The following is a 20986-nucleotide window of genomic DNA, read 5'->3' on the forward strand; positions in this document are numbered from 1 at the left end:
CGATCAGGCCTTCGGCGCGAGGCTGAAGTCGATGATCTGCTCGGGGGTGATGTTCTGCTTGAGCGCGCCCGCGCCCTGCAGGATCGCGATGCTCTTCGCGACCCGACCGCTGTCAAGCGTGCCGATGGCGGTGCCGGAGTTGCCGGAACGCACGTACGCGGCCATCAGGTCCAGCTCGGCGGCGGCCGCCACCGGGTTGGCGGCGTCGACGTTCTTCTTCAGGATCTCGCCGGCCTCCTTGGAGTTCGCCAGGCTGTACTCCAGGCCCTTGAGCAGCGCCGCGGTGAACCGCTTCACCATCTCGGGCTTCTCCTTGGCGATCTTGGAGGAGGTGATCAGCACGTTGCCGTAGAGGTCCTGCATCACGTTGCTGTACGGCAGCATGACGGCCTTCTTCTTGGCCACCGCCTCGATCGTCGGCTGGCCGACGACGAACTGGCCGATGCCGTCCACCGAACCGCTGGCCAGGGTGCCGATCAGCGCCTGCGCCTCACCGTTGACCCAGGTCACCTTGCTGGCGTCCACACCGGCGAGCCGGGCGTACGTCGGGAACAGGTTGCGGACCACGGAGCCGGGGGTGTCGGCGAGCTTCTTGCCCTCCAGGTCCTTGGGCGAGTTGATGTTCTTGCCCTCGACCGTGGCGATGCCGGCCATGGTGCGCTGCTGGATCGCGGCCACCGCCGTGAAGTCCTTGGCCTGGCCGTTGCCGAGCTGGAGCAGACCACCGGTGAGGTCGATCGGCCCGAAGTCCGCCTGGCCGCCGACGACGGTCTGGATCACGCCACCGGTGCCCTGGCCGGCCTTGATCTCGACGTCGAAGCCGGCCTCCTTGAAGAAGCCCTTGTCCTTCGCCACCCAGGCGTAGGAGTCACGACCGAAGTTGCCGAAGGAGGTGAGGTAGGTCACCTTCTCCAGCGATCCGCCCTTGCCGCCCTTGGCGTCGTCGGTCTTGTCCGACCCGCTGCTGCAGGCGGAAACAAGGGCGAGGGCGGTGGCCAGCGCGGCCGTAGCGACCGTACGGGTCAGCCTTCTCATCAGTAGCACCATGTCCTTTCCGACCGGGGCCGCAGGCCACCGGAGGGGGTTGTCGCGACGGGACCGGCGGGAGGGGTCGAAGCCGGGCACCGCCATCGTGAGGGGACTCTTCGCGGGCACAGCGTACGAGAAACCCACAGTTGCGACGCCAGGCGTATCGGGTTGCGGAACGGAAACAACCTGACGACCACCCCGGACGGTGCGAGATGTCAACGGTGCAGCTAGCCTTTGTCGGATTCCTGACCGTCCACTCAGCGGAGGTACGCCGCAGATGATCCGACTGTCCGGGGTGTCGCGTACCTTCGAGGGCCGATCCGGCCAGGTCGAGGCCCTTCGCGGCATCGACCTCGACGTCGCCGAGGGCGAGTTCGTCGCCGTGCTGGGGCGCTCCGGCTGCGGCAAGTCGACCCTGCTGCGGCTGATCGCCGGGCTGCTCCCGCTGACCTCCGGCGAGATCACCGTGGCCGGCACGCCGATCACCCGGCCCCGCCGCGACATCGCCATGCTCTTCCAGAAGCCGGCACTGCTGCCGTGGCGCAGTGTGCTGGACAACGTCCTGCTGCCGGTGGAGATCTTCGGCTGGAGCCGCGCCAAGCACCGCGAGCGGGCCCGGCAACTGCTCGACGTGGCCGGGCTGGCCGGTTTCGAGAAGCGGCTGCCGCACGAGCTCTCCGGCGGCATGCAGCAGCGGGTGTCGCTGTGCCGGTCGCTCGTCGGCGAGCCCCGGGTGATGCTCATGGACGAGCCGTTCTCCGCGCTCGACGCGCTCACCCGCGAGGAACTCTCCGGCGAACTCCAGCGCGTGCACATGGAGAACAAGCCCACAATCGTCTTCGTCACCCACTCGATCGACGAGGCGGTGCTGCTCGCCGACCGGGTGGTCGTGCTGAGCCCTCGCCCCGGCCGGATCCGCAAGGTCGTCGAGGTGGCCATCCCCCGACCCCGCACCCTGGGCCGCAACGCCCATCTCGCCGACGTCGCCCGGGTCAGCGCCGACCTGCACGAGCTGTTGATGGAACGCGACCAGCCGGCCGCGGCCGGCGTGGAGGGACGATGACCATGCGGGTGTCGGTCTTCACCGAGCCGCACCGGGGTGCCGACTACGACACCCAGCTCCGGTTCGCCCGACTGGTCGAGGATGGCGGTTACGAGGGCTTCCTCCGCGCCGACCACTACCAGTCGATGGGCGCCGACCCGGGCCTGCCCGGCCCGACGGACGCCTGGCTGACCCTCGCCGCGCTGGCCCGCGAGACCCGACGGATCCGGCTCGGCACCCTTGTCACGTCGGCGACCTTCCGACTGCCCGGCCCTCTCGCCGTGCTCGTCGCGCAGGTCGACCAGATGAGCGGCGGCCGGGTCGACCTCGGCATCGGCGCCGGCTGGTACGAGCGCGAGCACACCTCGTACGGCATCCCGTTCCCGGCCGTCAGCGAGCGCTTCGACCGACTGGCCGAACAGCTTGAGGTGATCACCGGCCTGTGGGCCACCCCGGTGGGTGCGACGTACAGCTTCACAGGCGACCACTACCGGCTGGTGGACGCGCCCGCGCTGCCCAAACCGGCGCAGGTGCCCGGACCGCCGATCATCGTGGGCGGGCGCGGTCCCAAGCGGACCCCAGAGCTGGCCGCCCGCTACGCCGACGAGTTCAACATGCCGTTCAAGTCCGTGGCCGAGACCGCCGCGGCGTACGACCGGGTGCGGGAGGCGTGTGACCGCGTGGGCCGGGCGGACGCCGGGCGGGCGCCGCTGGTGCTGTCCGCCGGGATCGTGGTGGCCATCGGCCGCACCGACGCCGAGGCACAGCTCCGGGCCGCGCCCCTGCACGAGAAGAGCGCGCTGCCCCCGGAGGACCCGGTGGTCGGCTCGCCCGCGCAGCTCGTGCAGCGGATCGGCGAGTTCGCCGAGATCGGCGCCACCCGGGTGCACGTGCGCATGACCGACCTCGACGACCTCGACCACCTCGAGCTGATCGCCGCCGAGGTGCTCCCCCAACTGGAGGCTGGACGATGACCGACGTGATCGACGGCACCGAACTCGGGCCGGTGGGCCAGGAGATCGTGTACGAGAACGACCGGGTCCGGGTCTGGCACATCCGGCTCGAACCGGGCGAGCGGCAGCCCCTGCACCGGCACGACCACCCCTACCTGGTGGTGGCGATCCAGGGCGCGAAGAACGTCGTACAGACCATCGACGGCACCCGGATCGACGCCGACGAGCCCACCGGCGGAGTCGTCTACCGGGACCCCGGTGCGGTACACATGCTGACCAATGTCGGGGACACGACATACCTGGCCCGGCTGGTCGAACTCAAGTAGACGCGCCGGGCGCGGTCCGGCTCGCCGCGCGGCGCGCCGGTGGCGATCGGGTGTACCAGGTGCGTAACGTGCCGGACATGGCCTTTCGGACCTGGGGCAGACTGCTGCTCACGGCGCTCGGGGTGAGCGTGCTGGCCGGGGCCGGCCAGCTCGGTGTCGCGTACGGCTTCGGCATCGTCCGGCTCACCGGCGCCTTCACCGGCACGACCGTCAACCAGTGGCCCGCCCAGCTCGTCTGGGTGGGCTGGTTCGCCGCGAACGCCGCCGTCGCCGGTGCCGTCCTGACCGGGCGCCTGGCCCGCCGGGACACCCCGCCGGCCAGCACCGGCCGGCAACTGGCCATCGGCGGCGCGGCGGCGCTCGGCGCTACCGCAGTGGCTCCGCTCTGCATGCAGCCCGCCCGAGCCGCCGAGTTGATCTCGGTGGACCCGGTCTGGGCGGTCGGCATCTGCGCCATCCTCGGGGCGGTCATCGGAGCGGGCGCGGCCGTCGCCGTGCTGTTCCGACCGGAACTGGGCTGGAACATGGCGGCCGTGGCCGGGGTGGTCTGGCTGCTGGCGTTGATCTCCGTACTGCCGTCGCTCGGCACGGCCGGCCCGTTGCCCACGGTCCGGCTCGGCGTCCTCGAACCGAACTGGCTGGACGACGCCGCCGCGCAACGTCTGGCGCTGCTCCTGCTGCCCGTGGTGGCGCTGCTCGCGGGCGCCGCGACCGCCGGGCTGGCCCGCTGGCGCGGCCAGGTTCCGCTTGTCAGTGGAGCGACAGGCGTGGCCGGTCCGGTGCTCGTGGCATTCGCGTACCTGACCGCCGGCCCCGGCGACGCGCTGGACCGTTACCAGACCACCCCCTACTACGGCGCGTTGATCGCGATCCTCGCCGGCGCCCTCGGCGCCGCGGCGGCCGCCCTGCTGCGCTGGCCCGTCGGCGCCCGCAGCGCCGACCCCCAGGCGATCGAGCCGACCGACATCCTGCGCCCGCTGCCCGCCGGTCCGCCCCTGCCGGGCGCTGACGCGGCGGCGTCGACGGAATCGGTCGACGACCACCGTGACGCCGGGTCCACCGCCGCCGCGGCCCCCACCGGTGCGCACCTGGCCGACACCGGTCCGGGTCCGCGCGCCGCCGACGACACCGCGACCGTACGCACCGTCCCCGCCCACTGGGACTGGCCGGCGACCACGACCAGCGGCCAGCACGGCCCCGTCCCCGCCGACGCGACCCGCCCGGAGCTGGCGCCCCGACAGGTCGGCCGCCGTCAACACGCCCACCCCACCCCGGACGTGCCGACGGCTGACGCCCCGACCCAGGACGCGCTCCGCACGAGCCGGCAGTACGACCGCACGACCAACCCGCCGGCCCCCGCCTCCTGGCTGACCGACCCGACAGGCGAGTTCACCGCCGGGCGACAGTCGACCCCGTCGAGCCGGGACGGGGACACCATCGACGCCGCCGACCCGACCCCTGTCGTCCCGGCGTCCGCCGCTGCGATGTCCACCGTCTCGGCCGGCGATACCGCAGCCTTCGGCCCGATGTCCGACGCGTCCGCCGACGACTTAACCGGCAGGGACGAGCCGGGCAGCGACCACACGACACCCGACAACCCGGTGGCCCCGGTCACCAGCGCGCCGGTCACGGGCAGCGCGACCACTCCGGTCGCGGGCAGCACCGGCACCCCGGTCACGGGCGATGGCGCGGCCGGCGGACCCGCACCCAAGCCGCGCCGTACGCGCAAGCCGAAGTCCACACCGGCCGGGCCGGGCACGATCGAGGGCACGACACCGGCCGGGCAGGAGCTGGCCGCTACCGAGGCGACGAGCAGCGGTACGCCGAAGGCGAGCAGCGGCGGTACGCCGAAGGCGAGCACGCCCGATTCGTCCTCCCCCGCCGCAGCCGCGGGCCTTCCCGCACCCGTCGACTCGGACCCGAACGTCGCCGATGGCACTGCCCACGCCTCGGCGGAGGCCGCCACCGACGATGCGGCAGCATCCGCAGCCGGATCGACCTCTGACACCACTGCGGCAGCATCCGCTGGATCGACCACCGACCGCACGGCAGGCGCCGGATCGACAAGTGGGCGCACGGTAGGCGCCGGTTCGGCTACCGGCCGCACGGCAGGTGCTGGATCGACCAACGGGCGCACGGCAGCAGCCGCCGAATCGACAGGTGGGCGCACCAGGCGGCCGGCCCGGTCGGGCAAGGCCACCGACGTGACCGGCGTCGACTTCGCTGGTCCCGTCGACCAGGGCGCTCCGCTGCCCGGCCAGGACGCCGAGCCCGGCCAGGACAACCGGGGAGACGGGGAAGATCCGCAGGGTCAGGCCGTCGGGACGGGTGGAGAGAACCCGCACGACAGGGCCACCAGCACCGAGCCGGAGGCCACGACCGTCCCGGCCGGTGATCTCGCACCGGTCGCGGAATCCGGGACGGCCCGCGCCGAGCCGTCCGCGACCGAGGGCGGTGGCAGCGCTTCGCTGTTCCGCGATGGGGCCGCCGACGGCCCGGCGAGCGACCGGTGGACTCCGGCGGCGCCGGCCTGGCCGGCCACCTCGGCGTGGACCACCGCGCCGGCCACGGGAACGACCGACCCCGACCCGTCGGCTTCGGACGCTCCCGTCGTCGCGGAGGAGTCGGACTGGACGCCCCGCTTCCGGCACCGGGCACCGCTGCCGGACCTGAGCCGCGCCAGCACCTGGGACGCCTTCAACACCACTCGGCGCGTACCGGATCGGACCGCCAACACGCCCGACCAGAGCACCAGCACGCCGGACCTGAGCGGGCCGACCGACCCGACCGCCAGCAACGCGGACCAGGACAGCCCGTCCTCCGCCACGCTCGGCGGGGCATGGTCGAGAGATCGCGTCGCCAGCACGACGGACCAGGACTACAGCACGACCGAACAGGCCGACAGCACGACGGGCCAGGTCACCGGCACGCCAGACCGAGGCAGCAGCACGACGGGCCGGGACAGCAGCACGACGGGCCGAGGCACCAGCACGACGGATCGCGACACCAGCACGACGGATCGGGACACCAGCACGACGGGCCGGCTCGCCGGCTGGCGCGGCCGGCTCGCCGACGCTGCTGGCGCGCCCGCCCCGGCGGGAGCTGTCGTGCCGCCGTCGGCCAGTCCGGGCATACCGGAGCAGGGCGGCACGTCCGCCGCCGACAGGGGCACGTCCGCTGCCGACACGGGCACGTCCGCTGCCGACAGGGGCGCGTCCGGCACCGCCGACAGGGGCGGACCGGACAGCGACGCCCAGCGGGCCGGGGCGACGTCCACCGACGACGCGGAGCAGCCCTCCCGGCGGGGACGGCTCGGCGGCCTGTTCCGGCGCAACCGGGCCCGGACCGACGAGGAGAAGCGGCCCGCAGCGGATGCGGCGGAGTCGCTGCCCACGCAGGACGAGGAGTTCGTCGACTGGGTCGCCGGGCTCGGCAAGCCGATCGCGGACAACGAGCCGGAGCAGGAGAACGGCCGTCGCTCGCTGCGCTCCACCGGCCGTCACCACCGCGACTGACCACCCGACCCAGCGTGATCGACTCGGGTTCCCTGAATCCGGGCTGTCCACCGCTACCGGACACCCCGACTCCAGATGAACCCGAGTCGATCATGCGGCCTCAGGTCAGGCGAGCGGCAGATAGACCTTCCCGCCGCCGGAGACGAACTCCTCCGACTTGTCCTTCATGCCGCGCGCCGCGTACTCCTTGAGCTCTTGGGTGATCTTCATGGAGCAGAACTTCGGGCCGCACATCGAGCAGAAGTGTGCTGTCTTCGCCGGCTCGGCGGGCAGCGTCGCGTCGTGGTACGACCGCGCGGTCTCCGGGTCCAGCGAGAGGTTGAACTGGTCCTCCCAGCGGAACTCGAACCGTGCCTTCGACAGCGCGTCGTCCCACTCCTGCGCGCCGGGGTGGCCCTTGGCCAGGTCCGCCGCGTGGGCCGCGATCTTGTACGCGATCACGCCCGCCTTCACGTCGTCGCGGTCCGGTAGGCCGAGGTGCTCCTTCGGCGTGACGTAGCAGAGCATCGCCGTGCCGAACATGCCGATCATCGCGGCGCCGATCGCCGAGGTGATGTGGTCGTACGCGGGCGCGATGTCGGTGGTCAGCGGACCGAGCGTGTAGAAAGGCGCCTCGTGGCACCACTCCTGCTGAAGGTCCACGTTCTCCTTGATCTTGTGCATGGGTACGTGGCCGGGGCCCTCGATCATCACCTGCACGTCGTGCTCCCAGGCGACAGTGGTCAGCTCGCCGAGGGTGCGCAGCTCGGCGAACTGCGCCTCGTCGTTGGCGTCCGCGATCGAGCCGGGGCGCAGCCCGTCGCCGAGCGAGAACGTCACGTCGTAGCGCGCGAGCAGCGCACACAGCTCGGCGAAGTTCGTGTAGAGGAAGTTCTCCTCGTGGTGGGCGAGGCACCACGCTGCCATGATCGAACCGCCCCGGGAGACGATCCCGGTGACCCGGTCCACGGCCAGCGGCACGTACGGCAGCAGCACCCCCGCGTGCACAGTCATGTAGTCGACGCCCTGCTCGGCCTGCTCGATCACGGTCTCCCGGAACACCTCCCAGCTCAACTTCACCGGGTCGCCGCCGACCTTCTCCAGAGCCTGGTAGATCGGCACCGTGCCGATCGGCACCGGCGAGTTCCGCACGATCGCCTCGCGGGTCTCGTGGATCCGCTTGCCGGTGGACAGGTCCATCACCGTGTCGGCGCCCCAGCGGGTGGCCCAGGTGAGCTTCTCCACCTCCTCGGCGACCGACGAGCTGACCGCCGACGTGCCGATGTTGGCGTTCACCTTGACCAGGAACGCCTTGCCGATGATCGCCGGTTCGCACTCCGGGTGGTTGACGTTGAGTGGCAGCACCGCCCGACCGGCGGCGATCTCGGCCCGGACCAGTTCCGGGTCGACGTTCTCCCGGATCGCCACGAACTCCATCTCCGGCGTCACCACACCGGCCCGCGCGTACGCGAGCTGCGTCGGACGCCGTCCGTCCACACCGGCGAGCGGCGTACCCGCGCCTCGCACCGGTGCCACGTCACCCCGCTCGGCGATCCACGGACCGCGCAGCGCGGGTAACCCCACCTCTGGGTCCGATCCCGGGCCGGACGTGTCGTAGAGCCGCACCGGCAGGTGGTCGCCGGTCAGCGCCACCTCGGCGAACGGCACCCGCACATCCGGCCGTGACCCCTCGACGTACACCTTGCCTCGTGCCTTCATGACAACCTCCCTGGTGATCAGGCGGACCAGCCGAAGTGATCCAGCGGCCCGCGCCCCGCGCCCAGCTCCCAACCCCGCGCGCCGGTCAGCGCACGGAGCACGTACTCCTTGGCGGCCCCGATCGCCGCCGGCACCGGATCGCCCAGCGCGAGCCGCACGGCGATCGCCGCCGAGAACGAGCACCCGGTGCCGTGGGTGTGCCAGGTGTCCACACGTGGCCCGCGCAGCAGGGTCGTGACGCCGTCCCCGTGCAGCACGTCGACCGCTTCGTCCCCACCGAGGTCACCGCCGGTGACCACCACGTGCTCCGGGCCGCCGGCCGCGAGCGCCTCGGCCGCCACGACCATCCCGGCCACGTCGTCCACCGGACGTCCGGTGATCGCCGCGGCCTCCGCGCAGTTCGGCGTCGCCACCCGGGCGTACGGAAGCAGCCGCTCCACCGCGCCCACCACGCCGAGCCGGTGACCACTCGTGGCGACAAGCACCGGATCGACGACGAGCTGGGGCAGCCGGCCGTCCCGGGCGGCCTGGGCCACCGCGTCGGCGACGGCGGGCGTGCCGAGCATTCCCGTCTTGACCGCGCGCACCGTGAAGTCGGCGAGGACGCTGTCCAACTGCTCGGTGACCGTGCGCGGCGGCAGCGGCAGGACGGCGTCGACACCCCTGGTGTTCTGGGCGGTGACCGCCGTGAGGACGCTTGTGCCGTACGCCCCGAGCGCCGCGAAGACCTTGAGGTCGGCCTGGATGCCAGCGCCGCCGCCGGAGTCGGAGCCGGCGATGGTGAGGATTGTGCGCGGGGTCATCTTTCCTCTTTGGTTGCTCTTTGGGGCTGCGGCCGACCGTGGCTGGTTGCGGTTGAGGACTGCGGCCGGGAGACCTCAGTGCGCCGGTGCCCGCTTTCGGGCAGCTTGGGGGTGACCGCCTCTTGAAAGGCTTTGGTCAGTTTGGCGGCTGTTTCGGTGGGGTCTTTTGCTCGCATGAGTGCGCCCAGCACTGCCACCCCTGCGGCTCCTGCATGGACGCAGGCCGTTACCTGCTCTGGTGTCTCCACTCCCCCGAGGGCCAGGACCGGCACCGGGCTGGCAGCGACGAGCTTCCGCAACCCATCCACGTGCAGCGGTGGGCCGTGGCCGGGCTTGGATTTTGTTGGCCAGACCGGGGAGACGGTCGCGTAGTGCTCGGTGGTCAGGCGGTCGAGTTCGGCCCGGTTGTGGCAGGAGCGACCGACGAGTGGCAGGGGCGGCGGCGGGTACGGGCCGGCGGCGGGCAGGTGGACGGCGTCGCCGCCGAGCGGGTCGGGGCCGGCCACGACGAGGGTCCCGCCGACGTCGCCGAGGATCGCGCGCAGGTCGGCGGCCAGGGCGGCGCGCTCGGCGCGGGGCAGGTCCTTCTCCCGCAGCACCACCCAGCGCACTCCCTGCGCCACGGCCCCTGCCACGACCCGCTCGAGCCCGCCCGCGCCGACCAGTCGGCGATCGGTAAGCACGACAACCCCCGACGGGACGGTCCCCAATGAGATCTTGCAAGGAATGGGCACCTCCAGGGGCGGTTTACCTCCAAGATCTGCCGACGACAGCGGCCCGGCCGACGGCAACGGCCCGGCCGACGGCATCGGCCCGGTCACAGGTCTGGTCTTCCCTCGTCGGGGGTGGATCCGAGGGCGTGGAAGCGGCGGGCGATCCGGCCCGCGCCGGCGGCCAGTCGGCCGGCCTCGACGGCGTACCGCATCGCCGTCGCCATCGCCACCGGGTCGGCGGCCCGGGTGACCGCGCTGGCCAGCAGGACGGCGTCGCAGCCCAGCTCCATGGCCAGGGCCGCGTCGGACGCCGTGCCGATGCCGGCGTCCAGGATCACGGGCACGTCCACGCTCTGGCGGATCAGTCGGATGTGGTGCGGGTTGCCGATGCCGAGCCCCGAGCCGATCGGTGCGCCGGCGGGCATCACCGCGGCGCAACCCACGTCGGCGAGGCGACGGGCGAGCACCGGGTCGTCACTCGTGTACGGCAGAACCGTGAAGCCGTCGGCGACCAGCTCCTCGGCGGCGCGGAGCAGTTCCACGCCGTCGGGCAGCAGTGTCCGTTCGTCGCCGATCACCTCCAGCTTGACCCAGTCGGTGTCGAACGCGTCGCGCGCCAGCCGGGCCACCTTCACCGCCTCGGTGGCGGTGTGGCAGCCGGCGGTGTTCGGCAGCAGCCGTACCCCGCAGCGGTCCAGCAGGTCGAGCAACCCTCCGGTGGTGCCCGGGGCGGTGTCCACCCGGCGCAGCGCCAGCGTGACCAGCTCGGTGCCGGACGCCCGGATCGCCTGTTCCAGCACGTGCAGGTTCGCGGCGCCGCCGGTGCCGAGGATCAGCCGCGACGTGAAGGCCACCCCACCCAGGTCGAACGACATGCCCCTCACCCGCCCTGCGCGGCGGTGAGCACCTCGACGCGGTCGCCGTCGCGCAGCACGGTGGCCGGCCAGCCGGCCCGGGGCACCACCTCGCCGTTGACCGCGACCGCGACGCCACGCTGGTGCGGGGCGACGTCGCGGACCACGTCGGCCACCGAAACGCCGCCGGGGACGCTGCGTCCGGTCCCGTTCACAGTCAACTCCACAGGTCCTCCTCGGTCGTCGGTCCAGGTCCGCTCGCCTCGCCCGCGCCGGGCCGTACCGCGTCGTCAATCCCCGCCGACGACGCGACGGCGTACCGGCGTCCGCCCAGGTCGCCCGCGCCTGGCCGTGCCGCGTCACCCGGCTGGGCCGGTGGCGTGTCGGTGAACCGGTCGGCGCCGGGCCGGGCCGCGTCACCGGGCCCGGTCGATGGCGCGACTGGAAACCGGTCCGCGCCGAAGGGTGCGAGCAGCGGGTCGGGCACGCCGGTGAGCACCAGGTCGGCGATCAGGTCGGCGGTGATCGGGGTGAGCACGATGCCGTGCCTGTGGTGCCCGGTGGCGGCCAGGACGTCCGGCCGACCGGGCAGCGGCCCGAGGATCGGCGCGTTGTCCGGGGTGCCGGGCCGCAGACCGGCGACCGCCTCGACCAGGTAGTACTCGGTCAGCTCGGGCAGCAGGTCGACACCGGCGCGTAGCAGCCGCTGCACCGCGCCGGCGGTGACAGTGGTGTCGGAGCGCTCCTCGACAGTCGCGCCGAGCACGACCTCGCCGTCGGCGCGGGGCACCAGGTAGACGTGCTCGCCGTCGGCGTACCCCCGGATCACGTGCCGGAAGCCCGGCGCGACGCCGCCGGGCGCGCGCAGCCGCAGGATCTGGCCCTTCACCGGCCGCACGGGCAGGCCGGTGAGGGCGGCGGCCCCGCAGCCGGCGGCGACGACCGTGACCTGGGCGTGCACGTCGGACAGTCGTCGGACCGGCCGCGGCACGAACGCCGCGCCGGCCCGCTGTGCGGCCGTGCGCAGCGCCGGCACCAGCAGCCGGGGGTCGACCTGGTGGTCGGTGGGCGCGACCGCGCCGCCGCGCACCCGAGGGGCGAGCGCCGGTTCGCGGTCGCGCAGCTCGCTGGGGCGCAGCGGCGTCACAGGCAGACCCAACCCCTGTTGGTACGCCCACAGCCGGCGTGCCTCGGCCAGGTCGTCGCCTGTCAGCCCGACCATCAGGGTGCCCTCGGTCCGGTAGCCGATCTCGGTGCCGCTCGCCTCGGTCAACCCGGCGGCGAACCCGGGCCAGCGGGCGGCGGACGCCACCAGCAGCTCGGTCAGCCGCCGCTCACCGAAGTACGCCTCGGCGACCGGGGAGAGCATTCCGGCGGCGACTGCCGACGCCCCCGACCCGGGGGCCCGGTCGTGCACCGCCACCCGTAGTCCGCGCGTGGCGCAGCGCCAGGCGATGGCCAGCCCGATCGGCCCCGCGCCCACCACCGCCACGTCCACGGCAGGGGCGGCCGAACCCGTCACGCCAGGGCCCGGAGCAGCTCGGCGGTGGCGCCGGCCGGGTCGGCGGCGGCGGAGAGCGCACCGACAACCGCCACCCCGTACGCCCCGGCGGCCCGCAGCGCCGGCACCCGGGCGGCGGTCACTCCGCCGATCGCGATGACCGGCACGTCGACGGCGTCGGCGACGGCACGGACGCCGGCGGGCCCGATGGGGTCCGGCAGGCCGTTCTTCGTGCTGGTGGCGTGGCACGGGCCGACGCCCAGATAGCTGGCCCCGGCGGTGACGGCCGCGACCGCCGTCCGCGGCGCGCGTGCGGTCGCGCCGAGCACGCCTGTCGGGCCGAGCACGTGCCGGGCGGCGGCGACCGGCAGGTCGTCGGCCCCGACGTGCCCACCCGCGGCGCCCACCGCGAGTGCCACGTGCAGCCTGTCGTTGACCAGGCAGGTCGCTCCGTACGGGGCGCAGAGCGCCAGCACCCGGCCGGCCAGGTCGTACGCCTCGCGGTCGGTCGCGGAGTCCTCCACCCGGACCTGCACGACGAGGTCGGCGCGGGCCGTCGCGAGGGCGGCCCGGACCACTGTGAGCGGGTCGTGCCCGGGTCGGGTGTCGGTGATCAGATGCAGTCGTCCAAGGGACGGCACGGCAACGCTCCTCCCTGCGCCGGCATTACCCGGATCAGGTTCGACGGTCGGGGGCTGTCAGCCCCCCTCTCAGCCCGGTACACCGGGCTCCCGTGGGTTACTTGCGTGTCACCGTACGACAGTTCCGCGGGTCTGCCAAGGGAGGGGTCGTCGGCCGACTCGGCCACATCGACTGGGTACTTTCTCCGGTCCTGTTCGGAATGTCGCCCGCCGTTGCAGAACCGTTACCCGCCGGCATCTTGCCCGACATCGATACACCAGAATTAATTTGTTCAGCGATTCGACAAAATGCCGGCGTGGACGCCCTGGCACGGTGTCCCCGACCGGCTCCATCCGGGACGGTCTTCGGCGAGCCGGCCCCCGCGATTCCTGTCCACCGCGACATTGGAGGCGGCGTGTCCCGTTCTCGTCGTGCCCGTTTACCACTCACCGCTACCCTGCTGTCCCTGGCGCTCGCCTCGACGACCCTGCTCGGGTCGCCGGCGCAGGCGGCGCCGGCCGGAGCGCAGATCCCCGCGCGAGACGTGCCTGTCGCGGCTCCGCTCTCCCAGGTGGCGCCGAAGGCGCCAAAGGCCGCAGCGGCCGACCCCTACTCCGTCCTGGTCTTCTCGAAGACCGCAGGCTTCCGGCACGACGCCATCCCCACAGGCATCGCCGCCATCCAGCAACTCGGCGCGGCCAACGGATTCACTGTGGACACCACCGAGGACGGCGCCGCGTTCAACGACGCCAACCTCGCCAAGTACAAGGCCGTGATCTGGCTCTCCACCACAGGTGACGTCCTCGACGCCGACCAGCAGGCGGCCTTCGAGCGGTACGTGAAGGCCGGCGGCGGTTACGCAGGCGTCCACGCCGCCTCGGACACCGAGTACAGCTGGGCCTGGTACGGCGACCTGGTCGGCGCGTACTTCGCCAACCACCCGCAGAACCAGCAGGCCACCGTCAAGGTGGAGGACCACGCCCACCCGTCCACCGCCGAACTGCCGGACCGCTGGTCCCGGTTCGACGAGTGGTACAACTTCCAGACCAACCCCCGGCCGGACGTGCACGTGCTGGCCAGCCTGGACGAGAAGAGCTACACCCCGGGCGCCGGCGCGATGGGCGCCGACCACCCGACCGCGTGGTGCCAGGACTTCGACGGTGGTCGTTCCTGGTACACGGGCGGCGGGCACACCCGCGAGTCGTACGCCGAGCCCGAGTTCCTCAAGCACCTGCTCGGCGGCATCCAGACGGCGGCCGGCGTGGTCGACGCCGACTGCGGCGCCTCGAAGACCTCAAGCTTCGAGAAGATCACCCTGGACAGCAACACCAGTAATCCGATGGAGCTGGACATCGCGCCCGACGGCCGGGTCTTCTACATCGAGCGCGACGGCCGGGTGCAGATCATCAAGCCGGACACCGGCAGCACCGTCACCGCCGTCGACCTGGACGTCTTCACCGGCAACGAGGACGGCCTCATCGGCATCCGGCTCGACCCGGACTTCGCCACCAACAAGTGGGTGTATCTCTACTACGCCCCGAACGACGGCGTCACGCGCAACCTGCTGTCCCGGTTCACGGTGACCGGCGACACCATCGACCCGGCGAGCGAGAAGCAGGTGCTGCGGGTCGACACCCAGCGCAACACCTGCTGCCACGCGGGCGGCAGCATGACCTTCGACAGCGCCGGCAACCTGTACCTGGCCACCGGCGACAACACCAACCCGTTCGAGTCGAACGCGTACGCGCCGCTCGACGAGCGGCCGGGCCGTCAGGACTACGACTCGCAGCGCAGCGCCGCCAACACGAACGACCTGCGCGGCAAGGTGATCCGGATCCACCCGGAGGACGACGGGACGTACACCGTTCCGACGGGCAACCTCTTCGCGCCGGGCACCGAGAAGACCCGTCCCGAGATCTACGCGATGGGCTTCCGCAACCCGTTCCGGATCGGCACCGACCCGAAGACCGACACCCTGTACGTCGGGGACTACGGGCCGGACGCCAACGCGAACAACCCGGACCGGGGCCCCCGGGGCCTGGTCGAGTGGAACGTCGTGACCCCCGGCAACTACGGCTGGCCGTACTGCACCGGGACGAACGAGGCGTACAACGACTACACGTTCCCGTCCGGCCCGAGCGGCCCGAAGTTCGACTGCGCCGCGCCGGTGAACAACTCGCCCAACAACACGGGCCTGACCAACCTCCCGCCGGTCGTCCCGGCCACCGTCGACTACGGCTACGCCGGTGACGCGCGGTACCCGGAGATCGGTGGCGGTGGCGCCCCGATGGGCGGCCCGGCCTACAGGTACGACGCCAACCTCAACTCCCCCCGCAAGTGGCCGGCCTACTACGACGGCAAGGCGCTGCTGGGCGAGTGGAACCAGAACAAGATGTACACGATGCAGATGACCGCCGACGGCAAGTCGTTGGTGGACATCAACCAGCTGCTCACCGGCATGAAGATGGTCCGGCCGATGGACTTCGAGTTCGGTCCGGACGGCGCGCTCTACCTGATCGAGTGGGGCACCGGGTTCGGCGGCAACAACGACGACTCGGGCATCTACCGGATCGACTACACCGCAGGTGACCGCGCACCGATCGCCGCGGCGTCCGCCAACCCGACCTCGGGCCCGGCGCCGCTGGCTGTCACCTTCTCCAGCGCCGGCTCCCGGGATCCGGACGGCGGCGCGCTCACCTACGCGTGGACCTTCGGCGACGGGCAGACCTCCACCGAGGCCAACCCGACGCACACGTACGCCACGGCGGGCAACTACACAGCCCAGCTCACCGTGACCAACCCGAAGGGCCGTACCGCGGTGGCCAACGTGCCGGTCACCGTGGGCAACACCGCACCGACGGTGAGCATCGAGTTCCCGCCGGACGGTGGCTTCTTCAACTGGGGTGACCAGGTCCGCTACACGGTCAAGGTGACCGACCCCGAGGACGGGCAGATCGACTGCGACCGGGTGAACCTCCAGGTGCTGCTCGGTCACGACGAGCACGCCCACCCGCTGGAGCAGCACACCGGCTGCACCGGCACGGTCCAGACGTCGCTCGCCTCCGGGCACGGCGCCGAGGCGAACGTCTTCGCGGTCTTCGAGGCCACCTACACCGACGATGGTGGTGCCGGCGGCGCGGGCGCGCTCACCGGCCGGGACATCGAGATCCTGCAGCCCAAGCAGAAGCAGGCCGAGTACTTCACGGCCACCGGACGAGTGCCTGGCGGCACCGGCGGCGGAGACGCCGGCGTGCAGCGGGAGGCCGGCGCCGACACCGCCGGTGGCGGCCAGAGCATCGCGTTCATCGAGGACGGCGACTGGTGGTCGGTCGTCCCGGCGGACCTGACGAACATCACCGAGATCCGGTTCCGGGCCGCCTCGGCCGCCGCCGGCGGTCGGATCGAGGTCCACGCGGGCGCCGTCGACGGACCGGTCGTGGCCACGGCCACAGTTCCGACGACAGGCGCGTGGCAGACGTACACGGACGTGAGCGCGCCGGTGACAGGTGCCGCGAGCGGCTCGCTGTACTTCGTGGCACGCGATCCGAACGGCGGAACGGGTTCGCTGTTCAACGTCAACTGGATGGACTTCGTCGGCCGCGGCGTCACCGAGAACGGGCCGCCGGTAGTCACCGCCACCGCGACCCCGGCCACCGGCACCGTGCCGGTCACCGTCGCATTCGACGGCACGGCCACCGACGCCGAGGGTGACACCCCGTTGACGTACGCCTGGGACTTCGGTGACGGCGGCACGGCGTCCACCCTGGACGCCAGCCACACGTACACGAGTGTGGGGGCCTTCACGGCCACCCTCACGGTGACCGACAGCAAGGGCGCCAAGTCGTACGCCACCGTGCCGGTGCGGGTGAACGCGCCGGACACGTCCTGCTTCGGGGCGCGTTCGGACGACTTCGACGGCACCAGCCTCGACAAGGGCCGGTGGACAAGCGTGGTCCGGGAGAACCAGCTCTACTCGGTGTCGGGTGGCGCGCTGCGGCTGCCCACCGGGGTGGGTGACCTCTACGGTGCGCGCAACGACGCCACCAACCTGGTGCTCCAGGCGGCGCCGACAGGCGCCTGGGAGATGACCACCAAGGTCACTCTGCCGGTGACGGCCAACTACCAGCAGGCGGGCCTGCTGGTGTACGGCGACGACGACAACTACGCCAAGGTGGACCTGCTCTACAACGGCAGCCGCTCGGTGGAGTTCATCCGGGAGACGGCCGCCACGCCGCGCAACGACGCCGGCGACAGCACCGCCGCACCGGCGGGTGACACCGTGTACCTGCGGATCACCAGCGACGGGACGAACCTGACCGCGTCCGCCTCGGGCGACGGGCAGACGTTCACCCCGGTCGGCCGTTCGGCCGCGCTCGCCGGCATCACCAACCCGCGGATCGGGGTCTTCGCGCTCAACGGAGGCACCGAGGCGCCAGTTGTCGACGCCGCGTTCGACTCGTTCGTGGTCACGCCGGACGCCCCGGCCGGCCCGGTCGACCCGTCGGACGAGTTCACAGGCGACTCGCTGGACAAGTGCCGGTGGGACGCCGTCACGCGGGAAGACCCGAACGGTTACCGGGTCACCGGTGGCGCGTTGCGGATCGACGTGCCCAACGGTGACATCTACGGCACCGACAACACCGGGCCGAAGAACTTCATCCTCCAGACCGCACCCTCCGGCGACTGGACCCTGGAGACCAAGGTCGACGGCAGCCTGCTGAACGAGCAGTACCAGCAGGCGGGTCTGCTCGTGCAGGCGGACGACGACAACTACCTGAAGTTCGACTTCATCGCGGACAACCAGGCCGGCCAGACGGTGACGCGGCGGCTCGAGTTCCGCAGCGAGGTCGGCGGCGTCGTCCAGAACCCGCAGCCGGAGGCGACGAGCCTCACCTCGGCGGTGTGGCACCTGCGGCTGGCTCGCACGGGCGACACCTTCACGGCGTCGTACTCGGCCGACGGGACGACCTGGACCACGCTGGAGGCGCTTACCAACAGCGCGGTCGGGGCCACCCCGAAGGTCGGCCTGTTCACCCTCGGCGCCAACCAGACGGCGTCGAAGACTGCCTCGTTCGACTACTTCCGGCTGAGCACGACTGTCGCCGACGAGACCGCTCCGGTCACGACGGCGGCGGTGTCCGGCACGCCGACCGAGGGTTGGTACACCGGGCCGGTGACGGTGACGCTCACCGGTGCCGACGAGGCCGGCGGTAGCGGGCTCGCCAGCACGGAGTACCAGTTGGACGGGGCGACCACCTGGACGGCGTACACCGCTCCGGTGGCGGTGAGCGGCGACGGCGAGCACGAGCTGCGCTACCGCTCGACCGACAAGGCCGGCAACGTGGAGTCGACGAAGACCGTCTCGGTCAAGATCGACGCCACCGCGCCGGTCACCACTGCGACGTTCGCTCCGGCGAACGACGCGGGCTGGCACAACGGGACCATCCCGGTGGTGCTGACCTCGACCGACGCCGGTTCCGGGGTCAAGACGGTCGAGTGGTCGCTTGACGGCGGCGCGTGGACTCCGTACACGGCGCCGGTCTCCGTGACCGGTGACGGGCAGCACGAGCTGCTGTTCCGGTCCACCGACAAGGCGGGCAACGCCGAGACGCTCAAGTCGGCGGTCCTGCGGATCGACGGCACCAAGCCGACGCTGCTGGTGTCCGGAATCGCCGACGGCCAGCTCTACGGGGACAGCCAGGACGTCCGGGTGTCCTGGCAGGCAGTCGACCCGACCTCGGGCATCGCGTCCGTGGTCGGCCAGCTCGACGGCAAGGCGTACGCCAGCGGCACCCTGCAGGCCATGTACGAGCTGCCGCTCGGCCTGCACGAGCTGACCGTCACCGCGACCGACAAGGCGGGCAACACGACGACCTCGGCGGTCCGGTTCTTCGTCACCACCTCGTTCCGGGACATGCAGAACCTGCTGGACCGGTTCAAGGCGACGGGGCGGCTCTCGGCCAAGGCGCACAAGCAGTTGACGGCGAAGCTCGACGCGGCACGTCAGGCCGAGGCCGCCGGCAACGACAACAAGGCGATCAAGCAGTTGACCGCATTCCGTGACCTCGCCGCCGACGCCACACTGGTGCCGGAGGCCGAGGTTCGGGACGTCCTGATCCGGGACGCCGACGCCATGATCGTGCGGCTCGGCGGCACGGCCAGCAAGGCCGGGGGCAAGGCGAACGACGGCGACACGGTCAAGGGCACCGGACGGCTCGGTGGCGACGCCACCCGGCTGGCACCCGGTCGCCAACTCTGATCCGATCGAGGCCCCTCCCCGACGCCACGGTGTCGGGGAGGGGCCTCCCTCATCCGTAGTGAGGAGATGTCCGTGACGGGTATCCGCAAGGCGGTGGCCGCCGTGTTCGCCGGACTGGCCCTGGCTCTGCTCTCCGCCGCCCCGGCGGCCGCCCAGGCCGACAAACTCAAGCTGACGGTTGCCGGCGACGGCGCGCAGGGGGTCACCATCCAGGCCACCTACGCCGACGGCCGCCGGTTGGACCAGGTGGTGCGGCTGGTGCTCACCGCCACCGGCCCGGACGGGCAGCGGATCGGTCCGGTGCAGTTGGAGCCGCAGCCCGAGGGGCACGGCTTCTACAGCAGCGGCCCGGTGCTCTCCACCGGCACGTGGAAGGTGACTGTGAACTCCCCCGCTCCGTTGCCGGGCAAGGCCACCGCCACGGTGCAGGCGAAGGCGGCACAGTCACCGCCGGCGCCCAGGCCGGTCGCGGTGACCAGGCCGACGGACGGCGGCGGGTTGGGCGGCTGGTGGCCGTTCGCGGCGGGCGGCCTCGTGCTGGTCGCCGCGGCGATGGGAGCGGCCATGCTGTTCGGCCGCCGCCGCACCGACTGACCGACAGGCGTTTCACCAACAGGGCCGGGCCGCGACGAGCGGCCCGGCCCGGTTCCGTTCGACCGGTTGGTGATCGACTCGCGGCCGTCGTGCTCAGAGGATGGCGCGCAGCGCCGCCAGGTCGTCGTCGCCGGGCTCCCAGGTGCCGGCGGCGGCGTTGGCGTGCACCTGCTCGGGCGTGGTGGCGCCGGCGATCACCGAGGTCACCGCCGGTTGGGCGGCCAGCCCGCCGATCGCCACCTGGAGCATCGTCAGACCCCGCTCGGCCGCGTACGCCTCGATCGCCTCGATGGTGTCCCAGTCGGCCGCCGCGAGCCGCTCCGCGTACCGGCCGCCGCCGGAGAGCCGGCTGCCGGCCGGCGGCTGCCCGTCCCGCTTGTACTTTCCGGTGAGCAGGCCGTTGGCGAGCGGGAAGAACGGCAGCATGCCGAGACCGAACCGCTCACACGCCGGGATGATCTCGGTCTCCACGGACCGCTCCAGCAGGCTGTAGTGGTTCTGCGCGCTGATGAAGCGGGACCGGCCGTTGGACGAGGCGACCCAGTCGGCGTCGGCGATCTGCCAGCCGGCGAAGTTGGAGTTGCCCAGGTAGCGCACCTTGCCGTCGCGGACCAGGTCGTCCAGGGCCGCGAGGGTCTCGTCGATCGGGGTGCCCGGGTCGGGCTCGTGCATCTGGTACAGGTCGATGTGGTCGGTGCCGAGCCGGCGCAGCGACGCCTCCACCGCGCGGGCGATGTAGCGCCGCGCCCCGCGCGCACCGTAGTCCGGCCCGTTGAGGCCGTTCATGTCCATGCCGAACTTGGTGGCCACCACCACGTCGTCCCGGCGTCCCTTGAGCGCCTGCCCGAGCAGCTCCTCGGAGCCGCCCTGCGGCTCGCCGTAGATGTCGGCGGTGTCGAACAGGTTGATCCCGGCGTCCAGGGCGGCGTCCACCACGGCGCGGGTGCCGTCGAGGTCGAGCTTGCGGCCGAAGTTGTTGCAGCCGATTCCGACGACGGACACCACGAGCCCGGAGTCGCCCAGCCGGCGATAGGTCATCTCAGTCACGAGATCCACCCTATGCCGGCCGGACGCACCG

General features: G+C 72.2%; 15 protein-coding genes and 1 riboswitch. Of the genes, 6 read left to right on the forward strand and 9 right to left on the reverse strand.

Annotated features, from left to right (window positions below):
• Positions 1-3: 3 nt before the first annotated feature.
• Positions 4-1035 carry an ABC transporter substrate-binding protein gene (locus tag OOJ91_RS17405; RefSeq protein ID WP_266246236.1) on the reverse strand — a complete coding sequence of 344 codons (1032 nt, stop codon included), beginning with the start codon at positions 1033-1035 and terminating at the stop codon, positions 4-6.
• 271 nt (positions 1036-1306) lie between these two features.
• Between OOJ91_RS17405 and OOJ91_RS17410 the strand changes: the two genes are divergently transcribed.
• The 4 genes from OOJ91_RS17410 to OOJ91_RS17425 all read left to right on the forward strand — a co-directional run bounded on the left by OOJ91_RS17410 (position 1307) and on the right by OOJ91_RS17425 (position 6865).
• Complete coding sequence (locus tag OOJ91_RS17410; RefSeq protein ID WP_266246237.1) at positions 1307-2092, forward strand: ABC transporter ATP-binding protein; 786 nt, start codon at positions 1307-1309, stop codon at positions 2090-2092.
• A gap of 2 nt (positions 2093-2094) precedes the next feature.
• Entirely contained in the window at positions 2095-3045 is a 951-nt protein-coding gene (locus OOJ91_RS17415) for an LLM class F420-dependent oxidoreductase (RefSeq protein WP_266249745.1), read from the forward strand.
• Positions 3042-3350: a cupin gene (locus OOJ91_RS17420; RefSeq protein WP_266246239.1), complete on the forward strand. Its 309-nt coding sequence runs from the start codon at positions 3042-3044 to the stop codon at positions 3348-3350. Before OOJ91_RS17415 ends, OOJ91_RS17420 begins: the two co-directional genes overlap by 4 nt.
• 77 nt (positions 3351-3427) lie before the next feature.
• A complete protein-coding gene (locus tag OOJ91_RS17425) occupies positions 3428-6865 on the forward strand; it encodes a hypothetical protein (RefSeq protein ID WP_266246240.1) in 3438 nt (1145 codons plus the stop codon).
• A gap of 105 nt (positions 6866-6970) precedes the next feature.
• Here OOJ91_RS17425 and thiC read toward each other — a convergent pair whose 3' ends face one another.
• The 7 genes from thiC to thiE all read right to left on the reverse strand — a co-directional run bounded on the left by thiC (position 6971) and on the right by thiE (position 13075).
• Positions 6971-8563 carry a phosphomethylpyrimidine synthase ThiC gene (thiC, locus tag OOJ91_RS17430; RefSeq protein ID WP_266246241.1) on the reverse strand — a complete coding sequence of 531 codons (1593 nt, stop codon included), beginning with the start codon at positions 8561-8563 and terminating at the stop codon, positions 6971-6973.
• A 17-nt stretch (positions 8564-8580) separates the two neighbouring features.
• Positions 8581-9366 (reverse strand): bifunctional hydroxymethylpyrimidine kinase/phosphomethylpyrimidine kinase, encoded by a 786-nt coding sequence (thiD, locus tag OOJ91_RS17435; RefSeq protein WP_266246242.1) that lies wholly within the window; start codon positions 9364-9366, stop codon positions 8581-8583.
• Positions 9363-10076, reverse strand: a complete 714-nt coding sequence (locus tag OOJ91_RS17440; RefSeq protein WP_266249746.1) for a thiamine phosphate synthase — start codon at positions 10074-10076, stop codon at positions 9363-9365. The genes thiD and OOJ91_RS17440 overlap by 4 nt, the downstream gene beginning before the upstream one ends.
• A gap of 107 nt (positions 10077-10183) precedes the next feature.
• Positions 10184-10954, reverse strand: a complete 771-nt coding sequence (locus tag OOJ91_RS17445) for a thiazole synthase (RefSeq protein ID WP_266246244.1) — start codon at positions 10952-10954, stop codon at positions 10184-10186.
• Between the two features lie 5 nt (positions 10955-10959).
• Positions 10960-11160 carry a sulfur carrier protein ThiS gene (thiS, locus tag OOJ91_RS17450; protein WP_266246245.1) on the reverse strand — a complete coding sequence of 67 codons (201 nt, stop codon included), beginning with the start codon at positions 11158-11160 and terminating at the stop codon, positions 10960-10962.
• Complete coding sequence (gene thiO / locus OOJ91_RS17455; RefSeq protein WP_266246247.1) at positions 11151-12455, reverse strand: glycine oxidase ThiO; 1305 nt, start codon at positions 12453-12455, stop codon at positions 11151-11153. Before thiO ends, thiS begins: the two co-directional genes overlap by 10 nt.
• Positions 12452-13075, reverse strand: a complete 624-nt coding sequence (gene thiE / locus OOJ91_RS17460; RefSeq protein ID WP_266246249.1) for a thiamine phosphate synthase — start codon at positions 13073-13075, stop codon at positions 12452-12454. The genes thiO and thiE overlap by 4 nt, the downstream gene beginning before the upstream one ends.
• Positions 13070-13179, reverse strand: a riboswitch (TPP riboswitch). (Overlaps the previous gene by 6 nt.)
• A gap of 291 nt (positions 13180-13470) precedes the next feature.
• Between thiE and OOJ91_RS17465 the strand changes: the two genes are divergently transcribed.
• Together OOJ91_RS17465 and OOJ91_RS17470 are read left to right on the forward strand one after the other, a co-directional pair.
• The gene (locus tag OOJ91_RS17465) at positions 13471-19314 is read left to right on the forward strand and encodes a ThuA domain-containing protein (RefSeq protein WP_266246251.1); all 5844 of its coding nucleotides are present in this window, start codon (positions 13471-13473) and stop codon (positions 19312-19314) included.
• A gap of 72 nt (positions 19315-19386) precedes the next feature.
• Complete coding sequence (locus tag OOJ91_RS17470) at positions 19387-19908, forward strand: hypothetical protein (RefSeq protein ID WP_266246253.1); 522 nt, start codon at positions 19387-19389, stop codon at positions 19906-19908.
• Between the two features lie 93 nt (positions 19909-20001).
• On the opposite strand, the gene OOJ91_RS17475 is transcribed toward OOJ91_RS17470, so the two are convergent.
• Positions 20002-20964 (reverse strand): aldo/keto reductase, encoded by a 963-nt coding sequence (locus OOJ91_RS17475; protein ID WP_266246255.1) that lies wholly within the window; start codon positions 20962-20964, stop codon positions 20002-20004.
• Positions 20965-20986: the final 22 nt, after the last annotated feature.

Source organism: Micromonospora lupini, from assembly GCF_026342015.1.
Taxonomy (GTDB): Bacteria; Actinomycetota; Actinomycetes; order Mycobacteriales; family Micromonosporaceae; genus Micromonospora; species Micromonospora lupini_B.